The sequence below is a fragment of the Mycolicibacterium sediminis genome (genome assembly GCF_010731735.1).
GTDB lineage: Bacteria > Actinomycetota > Actinomycetes > Mycobacteriales > Mycobacteriaceae > Mycobacterium > Mycobacterium sediminis.
This window is the reverse complement of record NZ_AP022588.1, coordinates 2926543-2939424: the sequence shown is the minus strand read 5'-3', so window position 1 is coordinate 2939424 and position 12882 is coordinate 2926543. Positions and strand designations below refer to the sequence as shown.

At 65.7% G+C, this 12882-nt stretch carries 7 protein-coding genes; 1 reads left to right on the top strand and 6 read right to left on the bottom strand.

The features are described 5' to 3' along the window. Window positions 1-31: 31 nt before the first annotated feature. From G6N64_RS14060 to G6N64_RS14050, 3 genes are all read right to left on the bottom strand, one after another. The gene (locus G6N64_RS14060; protein WP_163797615.1) at window positions 32-3037 is read right to left on the bottom strand and encodes a DUF499 family protein; all 3006 of its coding nucleotides are present in this window, start codon (window positions 3035-3037) and stop codon (window positions 32-34) included. Window positions 3038-3098: 61 nt separating this feature from the next. Next, complete coding sequence (locus tag G6N64_RS14055) at window positions 3099-5819, bottom strand: DUF1156 domain-containing protein (RefSeq protein WP_163797614.1); 2721 nt, start codon at window positions 5817-5819, stop codon at window positions 3099-3101. Beyond that, entirely contained in the window at window positions 5816-9025 is a 3210-nt protein-coding gene (locus G6N64_RS14050; protein ID WP_163797613.1) for a helicase-related protein, read from the bottom strand. Before G6N64_RS14050 ends, G6N64_RS14055 begins: the two co-directional genes overlap by 4 nt. A 233-nt stretch (window positions 9026-9258) precedes the next feature. Between G6N64_RS14050 and G6N64_RS14045 the strand changes: the two genes are divergently transcribed. Continuing rightward, window positions 9259-9741, top strand: coding sequence for a hypothetical protein (locus G6N64_RS14045; RefSeq protein ID WP_163797612.1), 483 nt, complete (start codon window positions 9259-9261; stop codon window positions 9739-9741). Window positions 9742-9809: 68 nt separating this feature from the next. Here G6N64_RS14045 and G6N64_RS14040 read toward each other — a convergent pair whose 3' ends face one another. The 3 genes from G6N64_RS14040 to G6N64_RS14025 form a co-directional block, all read right to left on the bottom strand. Then, the gene (locus G6N64_RS14040; RefSeq protein WP_197748355.1) at window positions 9810-10058 is read right to left on the bottom strand and encodes a hypothetical protein; all 249 of its coding nucleotides are present in this window, start codon (window positions 10056-10058) and stop codon (window positions 9810-9812) included. 56 nt (window positions 10059-10114) lie between these two features. Continuing rightward, complete coding sequence (locus G6N64_RS14035; protein WP_246231154.1) at window positions 10115-10969, bottom strand: NBR1-Ig-like domain-containing protein; 855 nt, start codon at window positions 10967-10969, stop codon at window positions 10115-10117. Between the two features lie 1322 nt (window positions 10970-12291). Beyond that, a complete protein-coding gene (locus G6N64_RS14025; protein WP_246231153.1) occupies window positions 12292-12777 on the bottom strand; it encodes a hypothetical protein in 486 nt (161 codons plus the stop codon). Window positions 12778-12882 lie beyond the last annotated feature (105 nt).

The window sequence follows — 12882 nt, the reverse complement described above, 5'->3', positions numbered from 1 at the left end:
CGAGGCGCGCGTCAGCGCGAGGCCCTGCGCCTCAGATCTCCTTGATTGTCGCCGTGATGCCCAGTTCGGCCAGTATCGGCTTGATCTGGTCGACGACCGAGGAGTCGGCGACGAGTTGCAGCGTGCCCTGTAGATAGCTGATCTGGCGCTCGTCGAGCGCCATGTAGAACGCTCGGAAGAGGGCGGCGAATCCGTCGGACGTTTCGGCGCCCGCCAGCAGGTTACTGGTGAACGAGAACGCCACCTGTCGATCGGCGGAAGCCGCCGGAGTGGCCTGACCACCGCCGCCTACGGCCGCACCGGCACTCGACCCGGTGCCGGCTGCCGTAGCCGCCGCACCACCGCGAGTCGTGCCGGTCGCTGCTGTTGTCGTTCCTAAGCCTCTAGTGTCGGCCTCCCCCTGGCCGCCATGGGCAGGGACGCCGTCGCCTTCGGAGGCGGGTGTAGGACTGGGTGCGGCGATTCTTAGCGCTGTACTCGTCAGGTTCACCTGACCAGGTGTGGTCACTTCGACCGCGGTGCTGGCCGCATCAACGATCCGCAACAGCCCCTGGCTCACCGCGTCGTATATGGCCTGCTGGAGGTCACGGTCGCTCTCGTAGAGCAGCGGCAGACGCGGAGCGCTGTAAAACGCGGCGCGGATGTCGGACAGCGTCTTGCCGTAGTCCTGCTCGCGCAGGTTGTGCATCAGGGCGTGGGAGCCGAACTGGCCGGCGTCGAACACCTTGTCCCGATCTGCGAGTCCCTTCCACACGATGGTGCCGTTGAGAGCGGTGAGGGTGTCGTCATCGAAAGTGAGTTGGTCAAGGTACCGCTCGCCGTCGGGGTCTGGTTGGGCGACGTATGCGACGTGCTGATAAGCCCGTTTCAATGCCTTCTCAAGTTGTTCCTTCGCCGCGGCAAGTTCCTTGGTGCCAGTCGCTTTCAACTCGTCGTCGGCCTGTACCTCGGGGGCTGCTAGCGCCTTGCTTCGAGCCAGGTACTCGGCGGCCACACTGCGCGCGAGGCCGCGTCGCTGAGTGTTTACCACGGCGAACACCGCGCTGCTAGCCCACTGCACCGGCAACTGCTCTGGCCCCTGGCCTAACCCGGTGGCCGCGTGCAACGCCCCCAAGGTGGCGGCCTCGGCGCCATTGCGGAGACTAAACTGGGCTGGATCCAGCACAACCAGGCGCGTGGTGAAGGCGGTGTCCAGGCCAGCAGTGGACAGCACTTCGGCTGGGGTGCGTGTGGCGTCGGCGGCGACGAATCTGAGTTCACGGAACGGGCCGGTACTGGCGAGCCGCTGTGCGAAATCGACGAGTACGGCGTCACGCTCAGACTCGGTGATGGTGCGGCGAATGTTGTTGACCAGCATCCGATGCGTGAGCCGGGTCGAGAGGAAGTAGCGCGCCGGCTTGTTGTTGCCTTGGCCGGGGATGATGTCGAGTGCGCTGAGTCCGCGGTCGACGTCGACGAGTTCTGCGACCACCGCGTCGGCGTCGGTGATCGTGTAGGCAACGTTCGGAATGTTGGTGGCCGCTTTGACTTCCGGTGCGCTGGCGCCTCGGCCCCTGCCTGGTCGAAGGGTTCCGACGATGCTGGCCATGAAGATGAAGGTGGCGGCGCGCTCAGCGGCGCGCGGGTTCGCTTCACTCCACAACAGCTCCTCGCGATTGAGGTCCTGGCGCCGGGCGGTGCCGCTGTCGCCGGCATGGTTGACGACCTCGATTTCGGCGAGGCTGCGATAGTTGGCGATCGTGCGTTCATCCTCGACAAGCCCGCTCCCCAGGATCGCCTCGCGCACTGCGGAATCGGCCAGTGGGAAGTCACCGGGACCAATGAGGGTGGGCACCCATTCGCCGGCCTTGCCGCGCTCCTGCTGCGCGTAGACGGTCGCGGCGAAGATCCGGATCGTCGATCGCACGCGCTGGAAGCCGGTGACCTTGCTCCACTCGTCTTTGGCTAGCGACATCAGCATCGGATGAAATGGGTAGCAGGCGGCGACTTCCTCGGTCCAGCGGTCGCGCCAGGTGGCCCCGATGGTGTCCCAGACGTTCTTGCTCCACCCCTTGTCGGCGAACACAGCTTCGTACTGCGCTGCGGTGGCTGCCACCACCTCAGCGGCTGGCTCCGAGTCGAACAGGCGCCGCCTCAGGATGTCGGCGAAGTCGCCCACCTCGGTGACCGTTGCGGGGAAGCCGTTGCGTTCCAATAGACGGTTGAGGTCGTCGCGACGTTCCTGGGCGGCCTTCGACAGGGCGGTCTGGTCGGCGTCGGAGGCGATCATCACCATCAGCATCGCCACGTTGGGAACGTCGTTGACGACATCGAGGAGCGCCCGCAGGAACGCGATGTCCTGCGCAGCGAGGTCAGGTTTGTTGGCGCCGTCCAGCCCGTTGCCGATGTAGTCGAGCACCTCGTCCACGATGATCAGAACCGGCCGGTTCACCGCCCGGATCGCTTCGGCGATCTTGTGTTTGTCACTCCAAAACGGTTGATACCGCTCGAAAAGCGAGTAATCCTTCGAGAACAGCCGCCACAGAAACCGTTCGTAGAGGTTGACCGCCGGCCCGTCGTACTCCTGGACCGAGGCCCCCGGCGTCATGTTGTCGCACGGCAGCACCACGACGTGCGGACCGCGCAGATCCTGGGCCAGCGGTCGACCGGTCTTGGCCTTCGCCCGCGCGGCCACTTGCTTGCCCAACTCCGTGCCCAGTAGGGCGTCAGGGTGCGCGGCCAGATGGAACGCCCCGATGCACGCGTGGGACTTGCCACCGCCCATGCCCTGATCGAGACGGGTGACCGCGCGGGCCTTCAAGTAGTCGTCGCCGCCGCCGATGCGGATGGCGATCTCGGTGAGGAGATCCACCAAACGCTCAGTGGGGTGGGTGATGTCGCCGTAATAGCCGGCGTCTGCGTAAGGCGGCCGCGTGGCGCCTGCACCGTGGACTGCGGCGAACAATGACATCTGAACGTCGTCGATTTGTCCCGATGTCGACAGGATCTCCTGACGGATCTTGAGCGCCTTCCACCATGGAGTCACCGGGGTCGTCATCGTGGGTCCTCCTGGCTTGGCGTTGACAGTTCGGCGGGGCATCTAGCCGCTGGCGTGGGCATCACATCAACTTCAGCTGAGCGTCTTGAAGGCTTTGCGTCACAGAGGCTTCGGTCTTTGTTGCTGCGGCCGCGCTCGCAGCGTCCCCGATGGCGTTGCGGGTGCGGAGCACGCGATGGAACGCGATCGAATCGACGTCGTTGTCGGGTAGGCGATCGGCCAGGAATTGCACCGCCGCCCAGAGCTGAACATCGTCGGCGCCACGTCCGGCATCCAACAGCACCTGGCCCATCGCATCGAGCCCATCCTCCGAGACGTACGCCAAAGTCAGTGCAACGTCGATCGAGGCGGCCTCATGGTCGATCCGCGCGGAGTGATCCTTGGCGAAGACGAACCGAACTCCCCCACTCTCTTCCCCCACGAGGTCGCGAACCTGTGTGATGTCCATGCCGGAGGCAAGAGTCTGCCATCGAAGCTCGGACTTAGCCTGAATTTGGCGGCCGTAGAGGCGGATCCACCACAACGCGAATCGGGTGCGCGCGTCAAACGCGTCGAGCGGTTGATGGTTAATTTCCACTGCCATTGCGTCCTGCACCGCCGCGCGGGCCAGCGGTAGGAACGTGTAGATGTCGACCGCGTTTCCACGGGCGTCGAGTACCTGGCTGAACCGTCCGACGACCTCCATCGCAGGCCCTGCTGCGGCCATGAGCATGTCGGCGGGCGCCAGGCCCCAGCGCTCCCAGTCGACGTAGCGCCGTTTGATTTCAGCCTTGATCTCTGCTTCGACGGTGCCCTTACGGCCGTTCGGTCGCTGAGGTGGAGCAGGCCGGCAGGCCATTGTGAGGGTGGTTTCAATGTTGGCTTTGCCCTGTTGGCCGCCGGACTCGGTGTTCGCCGGCCAGGAACCCGTCATGACGAGACCAGCCCGCTCGATTGAGCCCAGGAGTCGCTGCCAGACCTCGGGTTCTCCGTGACCGAAGACAATCGTCACCACACCGTCGTCGCGCACGACGCGGCGCATCTCCGCGAATGCTTGGCTGATTAGAGCGTCGTAGTGCTCGCGCGTCCGGTGTTCGTCGGGAGCCTCGCCGCGTACCCGCTTAACGATGATCTCGTTGCTCTTCTCCTGGCAACCGTAATCATCGGTGGTGACCGCTAATTCGGGCCACGTCGCGTGCAGGCAGCGTTTGAGCCAGGTGTAGAACAGGTCCGACGCGTCGGCGTAGGCGATCATCTGGTCGTACGGAGGGTCGGTCACAACAGCGCTGAACTCTTTCGGTCCGTCCGGTAGCGCGGTTGCGCTGCCGCGCTGCACCGTCGTCGGGACCCCGCGCATGTCAGCAAACAGGTTGCGGCAGGCGGCCAGCACGTTGTCCGAGATCGACGCCCAGGTCCCGGGGCCGTCGCCGATGCCAGCCTCGAAGAAGTCGTGCGAGAACGTGATTGAGCCCTCGTTGACGAACAGGTCCCCGACGCGGGCTCCCCCGCTGGTCTGAAATCGCGCGCCGCGGGTCGATCGCCGGAGTTTCTTGACCACAACCGCGGTGGCGTAGCCGGTGATGGTCTTGACGTACTGGTGGGACAGGCCTGTCGCGTGCAGCTCGGCGCCGAGGTCGTTGATCAGACGGGCGAGCTTCACGTACGAGAGGGTTTGGCGGTCCACCATGAAGTCGCCGTAGGTCTTGGCGCCGTAGATGCTCGGCCCGATGATGTTGTTGTTCCCCGGCGCTATTCCCTCGTTGGGCACGGCCGGTAGGAACGGGCTGAAGGCCGGTTCGCTGGCTAGCGCCTCGGATGCGTGGCGTGCTGCTTCGATCTCCTCAGTGGTGGGTCGGCGGAAGGTCTTCTGCCCGCGATGGTCGATGTCGGCGGCCAGAACAAGAGCATCAACACCTTGCTTCTCCTGAAGCAGCCGGCGGTGCACCGCGAGAGGGTGCGGGTGTCCGCAGAAGACACAGATGGCGCTCTTGCCAGCGACCTTGCGGCCGTTGACGATGGCGTTGGACAGCGTTGGTGTTCGAGTGGGCTTGCCTTCGGAGACGACGGCCTCCCAGTGGCCCGATGAACGCTCGGCGGCGATGTGGAACGACGCGGCCGGTCGGTCCCCTCGGGCGGCTATCAGCTCGTAGGACCCAATCAACGGGAAACGGCGCCCGCATTCCTGACACGGGATGGTGACCGCCCACAGATAGCCCCACGGCAACGCGTCCTCATAGCGCGGGTACCACGGGCTCATCGCTTCGGCATGGCGCAAACCAAGCTCATTGAAAACTGTTTGCAGATCGCTCAACAGTCGGTCCGCCGGTGAGGTGGGCAACTCGCCGCTTTCCTCACCGAACGGTAGCGGCGGTTCGGCGGTCCAGTCGGTGAACGGTGCACACGTGAGGAGGTAGCTGGCTAAAACCGCGACGGGGCTGTAGTCGATGGCGTGCGCCGTTACTCCGAGGCGGGCGGATTCCAGTGGAATCATGCCGCGCCCGGAGAAGGGGTCGAGGGTGCTCGCGCCGTTTGGATTGGATGCCGCGATCTCCTGCCGCAGCTCGCTCCACTCGGCGTACCGGCCCTTCATCGCTCTGCACACCAGGTCTTGCAGGCGTTTTTGCTCGTCGGGGTCGTCTGGCCATTTCAACAGTGAGCAGATGGTGGCGGCCTTGGCCTGTGCCGTTGGGCGCTTGGCGAACCACATGAACAGCGATATTTCGCTGTTGCCTGATCCCCAGCCGCGATCGCTGTTGGCCGAGACCTCGGCGCTCGGAAACCAGCGCTCAATCATGCGGGTCATAGATTGCTTCCCGGTGCGTTCTTCAGGCTGCTGCCCGGTACGCGGAAGATCGCGTCCCCAGTCATGTCGGTGGAGAACAAGGTGGCGGGGTCCTCGTAGGCGCCGAAGAACCGGCCTACCCCGTCGGCGCACTGATCGACGACGTAGAGCCAGTAGTTGCGGCGATGCTGGGTGGCGATGAGCACTTCGTTGCCCGTCATCCGAATTCCATTGCTGGCCGCGCTGTCCAGCACTCCCTTGACCTCGACGTGCCGGATCTGGCTGTTGCGACGAGCTTCCAGGTCGTAGCCGCGTCCTTCGGTGTGCACGTCCTCGACTACCCAGCCGTCATCGACGAGCAGTTGACGCACGTGACTCATCGACACCATCTCCGCGTCGATTTCCGCCTGCGTACTGGCGTCGGCGGCCGCCACCACCCGGATCCGGCCCACCAACTTCGGGTCGGTCAACTGCACGTCGGTGAGGCGCTCCAAGTCCGCGATCCGCGCCGATGTCTGCACCTGGAACTGCCGACGAAGAGCCACCCGAGTGTCACGGTCCTCAATGCCCTCGGTCAGATTCAACGGGAGATTGTTCAGGTCCCGCCGTGCCTGCCCGAACCAGTCGGTCCGCACCTTCCGGTGTTCGGTCACCGTAGTGTCGGCCACCGCCCTCGCCACCTCCTGAGCGCGCCCCTCGCGCGCGGGATGGGCTGCCGTGCCGGCAGTCTCGGTCGGTACCAGATTGGCCAAAGTTTCCCACCGCACCGCGCGGGCGTTGCCGCTGTCATCGACCTTGACCAGCGTCGCCCACACACTGGCTCGCTTGCCGTCGCTCTCGGTCATGGTCGCCTCGTAGGCGTAGAGGTCATACGGTGTCAGGCTGCTTGGGTCGGCGGCCGCACCCGACTGGTAGAGGTCTTCGGCCAGGGCGTGGTCGGCCAGAGCGATCAGATCCGTGAACGCCGGCTCTCCCGGTCCCAGGGTGACGGTGTCCCCCACGTCGATGCTGCCTTCAGCGGCGCGCACAGCGTCCCCGCTGGTGGCGATGTGTGCGTCGGTGCCACCCCCCAGCGATGGCGGCAGAGATTGTCCGGCCAACGACAGTCGACGAAATCCCGGACCCGCCGCGGTGGGCGCGGCCTGCAGCACCCCGGCCGCCGACAGCCGATCCAGGTATGCCTCCACGATCGCGGGGTTGATGCGCGCGAACAGATCTCGTTGCAACAGTGTCAGCGCCGCCACGGCATCGACCTGGCTGGCCAGCCGGCGCTCGTTGTCGCGCACCTGGCGGGCCACACGGGTCAGCTCCTGCGCCTGTACCGCCCGAGCGGCGTCGATCGCGGTCTGCTTCTTTGCCTCGTCGTTGCCGTACAGGTCAGTCAGCCAGCGGTCGTAATCCACGCCGGTGATCTCGGCGACCGCTGAGAGGCTGTCGAACATCTGCCCGTGCAACTCATTGGCCGCGGTGACGAAGTTGTCGAGTAGACGCAGCAGCGTCTCCCCTTCGCGGGTGTCGGTGGCCACCAGGTTGTACAGGTAGACCTCGCGGAGCTGTCCCACCCGGTGGATGCGACCCATCCGCTGCTCCAACCGCACGAGCGACCAAGGGATGTCGTAGTTCACCAGGACGTGCGCAGCCTGTAGGTCGATACCCTCATTGCCGGCATCGGTGGTGACGATCACCTGAAAGTCTCCACGCATGAACGCTTTTCGGACCTCATCGCGGTCGGGCTTGCTCTGCCGACCCGAATACATCTTCGCCGTGTAACCGTCGGCGTTAAGCCGGTCGGAGATCCACTGCGCCGAATCGGCGTACTCGGTGAACACCACGGCCTGCTCACCGTTGCCCGGAAGGATCGAGTGCTTGGACAAGCAGTCCTCCGTCAGGCGCCGCCACTTCGATGGCAGCCATGCGGAATCAGAGAGGGTGGCGTCGATCCGGTCGGCCAAGGCCTTGATCGCCGTGCGCTCCGCACGCGTAGACGTTGAGGCAGTGTGTACCACCTTGGCCTCGTCGATTGCAGACTCATCGCTATCGGTGCTGAGCTCGGCCATCAAGGCAGCCTCGACCTCGCTCATTTCGCCCATGTGAGCCGAACGTCGCCGTAACGTCTCGGCCAATGCATACAGGCTCGACGCGGCCCGCTTTCCGTACACCATCCGAGCCAGCGGTTGCGCGGTCTGCGGGAAGAACTGCTCCACCATGTCCAGCGCGGCTTGGTAGTAGGCGTACTCGACCTGGCTGAGGGCGACGCTGTGATTTGCGGCGGACCGCCCCTTGAACAGCCGCGTCTTACCGTCGTAGTCGACCAGATCTTCCTTCATCCGGCGAAGGAAGTGGATGGGGCCGGGCCGAAGCGCCGACAGGGCGACGTTCGGATCGCTGCCGGGGTCGGGGTAGATACCTGGGTCGACCAAGTGCAGGAGGTGCCGGAACAGCCATTCCTTGCCGCGGTGCGGGGTGGCGGTCATCAGCAGCGCTCGCGGGGTGTTCTTCGCCAGCAGCCGACCCACTTGATGGAATCCAGCCGCGGTGGGAGTCAACCGGTGCGCCTCGTCGAACACCACCAGATCCCAGCCGGCCTTGTCGGGGCGCAGTGCGTCCTGAACGGCCGGATTGACCGCCGCCAGTTCCAGCGAGACAACCCACAAATCGTTGGAGTTCAGTGCGTCCTCACGCACCGTCGCGGACGTGATCTGGCGCAGGCCACCGCCGAGCAGACGGGAGAAGTCGTCGACCCACTTTGAGGCCAAGTTGGCGGGGCAGACGATCAACGCGCGCTTCACCAAGCCGAGGCGCTGCATCTCGCGCAGATACAGCCCGGCCATGATCGTCTTACCCGTGCCGGGTTCGTCGGCGAGCAGAAACCTCAGCTGCGGCTGCGGCAGCATCGCCCCATACACCGCGGTGGTCTGATGAGCGTAGGGCTTGAGGGGCATCGACGCCATCGCGCTCGACTCCGCGTTAGTCGCCGCGGCGTCCATCCACTGCGTCCACATGGCTGCCAGCACTCGCGCCGAATCCCCGTGTCCATCGCTGACGAGTGTGCGCACGGTGGTGGTGTCGTTGGCGGCGAGGTTGATCTCATGCCGGCGGTCCTCGTCGTCGACCAGGATCAAATCCCACGAACCATCAGGCTCGCCTGGAATGGCGAAACGGATCGTCGCGAACTCGGGAACACCGGCCGCCTGAACACGGACCCGTTGACCGCGGTCAAACGTCACAGCCAACCCCCTCGGATGCCGCCTCCCTCGCTGGAGAACCCTCTTGAACCATAGTTGCTGACCACCTCGGCCATGGAGTGCACGCGCCAACCAACTCACCGGAAGGGTTGGCAATGCCGATCTGCACCTCGCCGCCGGCAGCGCATGAGCCGCCGTGCTGCGACGGTCAATGCCACCGACGACATGTCGGCCACCGGCGACCTCGCTGCCATCGACGGTGGAACTATGAACGCATGTCCGAGCCCGTCGACCTGAGCGGTTTCACCGGCTTCGTGCCGTTCGCCGCCCTGCCCACCGCGGACGTGCCCGCTAGTCCCGGCGTCTACGTGGTGGTACGGCCAACCGACGATCCCCCGGTTTTCCTCGATGCTTCCCCTGCTGGCCACTTCAAGGGCAAGGACCCCACGGTGCCCCTCGCCGAGCTGCAGACGTTGTGGGTGCCTGGGACCCGCATCGTGTACATCGGCAAGGCCAACGCTGGCGTCAGCGGCCGCCGGGGCCTGCGCAAGCGACTCGACGAATTCCGCCGCCACGGTGCCGGCGAACCGGTCGGACACACCGGCGGACGTCGCATCTGGCAGCTTGTCGACCACGCCGACCTGCTGGTGGGCTGGCGCACCACCGACGAGGCCGCCTCCGCCGCGATCGAAACTGAGATGATCGCGCAGTTCCGCGCGCACCACGGGCGGCTTCCGTTTGCCAACATGCGCAACTAGTTCAGCAGGTTGGCCGCCGCGCCAACGCGTCCGCACGCGGGCGTCTTGAACCGCGAGCACCACCGGCACTATCGGTCGCCGGTTGTGGTCGACTGCCCATCGTCGGCGCGCCCCGAACCCTGTCGAGTGGCCACGATGGGTTCGACGGGCCAACGCTTGATCAGCGCGACGATTGCGCCGATGAAGCTGTGCACGGCCGCAGCAACGGCGACCAGACCATCAGTACTTCCCGTGCGCAGAACAACCACTGCCAGCAGCAGCAGGTACGCGCCGAAGCAGCAGGCCAACACGACTGCGATCTGGGTGAAAGCGTTCACGGCTCGCATTCCTTTCCAACGGACATGCGACCTAGTCAAGAAGCAGGCAGGTCGTTCTATCGAGACCTAGAACGATCGGCGCGCAGGCGGGCCAGTTTGCGCTCACCGGCCTCGACGGCTCCCGGCACCGCCATGTCCGGTGGCGGTGATCCTTCGACGACGACGACGATCATCCCGATGCCGTAGTTGAGATCAGGAAAAGAGTGAACGCCGTTGCTGTCGGCTATCTTCCAGCGCGGCTCGCAGTGCGAGGTTTCCACGGTGGGTGCTCGGACTGTGACCGAGATGTCGACGGTGTGATCGGGCTCAGTGTCGGCTATCGACACCCACGGTCGCGACCGCACCAGACCGTAGCTCGTCGCCGGTCCGAGGCGCACCAGTCGTCGCCCGATCCAGGGCACCGACCCCGCGTTGTAGAGGCGCCACGACTTGGTGAACTCGAGGTTGGGTGGAACCTCCACGCCGTCGGGCACGGTCAGATCGGCGAGCCAAGCGACGTCGTCGCCCGGTGTCCGGTCCGGTCGCGGCGGACGCGAAGGCTGCGACCTAGGCGGATCAGCCAACCGGACCTGCTCCCACAGCTCCGTCAAAAAGAGTTGGCCGCTATTGAACATCTCGTCGTAGAACCGCACCAATTCACGACCCTGCGACGGGGACCGGCCCTCGGCGAGGTCTTCGGCTTGATACATAGCCTGCAACGACCAGTAAGTCCGCTGCGCACCGCTGTCGATCAAGCGCTGCAGCGCGCCAGCAACTACTGGATCACAGTCCTTGTGGCCGTTCTCGCGGAATTGACGCACCTCGACCCAGAGACCTTTCACGGTCCAAGTTTCCTTGCGATTGTGGTCGCGCAGCTGCCGTCGCGTTGAGCGCATGTGCGCAGCCAAATCCCACCTCGACGGAATCGCCACGTGTGCCCCCTTACCGGCCGCCGGCACCGCTTACGACGCGCCAGCTACACCCTTGGCCCAGAAGTTACTGGTCGACGCGCCACCGTGTGGGCTTAGCCGCTCCACGTGTCTGGCCCCCTGCGGTGGGCCGCGCTATCGGCGGGATTTTCCACTATGACCGCATTTACCACTACGACCGCATTGCCGAACCCGGCGACCTGTCCCCGCACCAGGTCATGAAGTACGTCAACGGCCACGGTCACCGCGAACCGGTCGGCCAGCATCGCATCTGCTGGCGCCCGCACCGCCAGCGTCAGCGTCCTGCCCGTGCGGTTCGACTTAACTACTCTGTCGCCGCCTCGCTAAGCCGCGCTCCTGCAGCGCGGCTGAGCGCACCGGTGGCGCGCTCACCGGGTCCGGTCAGAGCGGCCGTGCGACAGCACCCGCCACGGTCGGTACGACTCTGCACACCGCGCCTTCACCGGCACCTCAATCAGGCATGGCCAGCGTGACGCTGCGCTCACCACAGCATGGGCTGGTCGCCAAGCATCGCCGCCTGCACCGCCGCGGCGCCCCACCATGGCGCACCGCCTCACGTGCGCCACCGACCGATCGCGCCGCACACCATGGCTGTCGCGGCGCCGTACGGCATGGCATCCACTACCGCGACTCATCCGCGCCATTCGCTCCCATGGTGTCGCCGTGGGAACCCACCACGACATGCTGCTGCGGGTGAGTCGGCTGCGATCTTCACGCACACCGGGTCGTCGCATTCATGCAGACTCAGTCCCCCGGCAGCCACGCTGCCGCCGGCAATTGGCTAGCGCGTAGCGGTGCGGCCGAACGCAGAACCCCACCCCGTCGCGCGTGAGGTAGAACCGGCCGTAGACATCGGCGCCGATCGCGCCTGTCCAAATGTTGCAGTCCGAAGCCGTTGGCCCGCACACGACGTGGCCGTCGAACCGAGCGATCTCAGCGGCGTGCAACCGCCGGTCAACGGTCAGCTGGCCCTCGCTTCGCATGAACTTCGACCCTACGGCCGAGCACTGACACACTGCGCGGCCTCCGCGGCCAGCAACACCGCGGTGGCCAATCGTGCACCCGCGGCATCGAGCTGACCGCGGTCACCCGTCGCCGCGGCTCGGACACCGGCACGCTCGGCACGCCACCGCGCAACAGCGGGCTGGCGCCCCCACCCCGCCCAGGTGGCCACGTCCCCTGTGCACCCGGTCCCGCGCCCCGTCACGGCCTGGCTCACCGTCCTGACGCCGAGGCCGCCTCGGGAAAGTCGGGATCTCCGCCGCCCTGGCCCGCCGGCGGAGAGGTCGCCTCACCGCCGCCACCTAATGCAAACGAACCACTGCGGGCGAGAGCTGTTCGGTCTTTGGGGCGTGTCGCAACATGGTCCGCACGATCCCGATCCCCATGTCGGTGCGCGCGGCGATGGTCGTCAACGTCTCACCGCGGTCATGCATCCGTGCGACTGCCGCGCCGGCCTCGGCTCGATGAGTGGCCACCTTCGTGGCTGCTTCGGCGTCGACCTGCTCGCGCAGCTGGGCCAGTCGCTCCTTCTTCCACGCCTCGACTTCGGCGATCTTGGCGACCTCGTGAATGAAGGTGGTGGCGTCTTTGATGTTCGCCTTGTCTCGCGCAGCGCGCGCTGCGTTGGCGCGCCGGTTCGCTTCCACGGCCCGTCGCCGGGCTTCCAACTTGGACGCTCCTGCTGCTGTCATGACCGGGACACTAAAGCCGTCCGGGCCGGGCGTGCCACCACCACAGCCACATTCGGCCACCACCAGTTTGTTTCGTCGCCACTTCTTCCGCAGCACCGCACTCCGCTCACCCTCCGTCCAGCCCGTTCCCTCACCACCACCGCTGCGCCCCTTCAGCTCACCGCCTCCCACCCCCGTGCCACGGCCCACCGACCGACCACA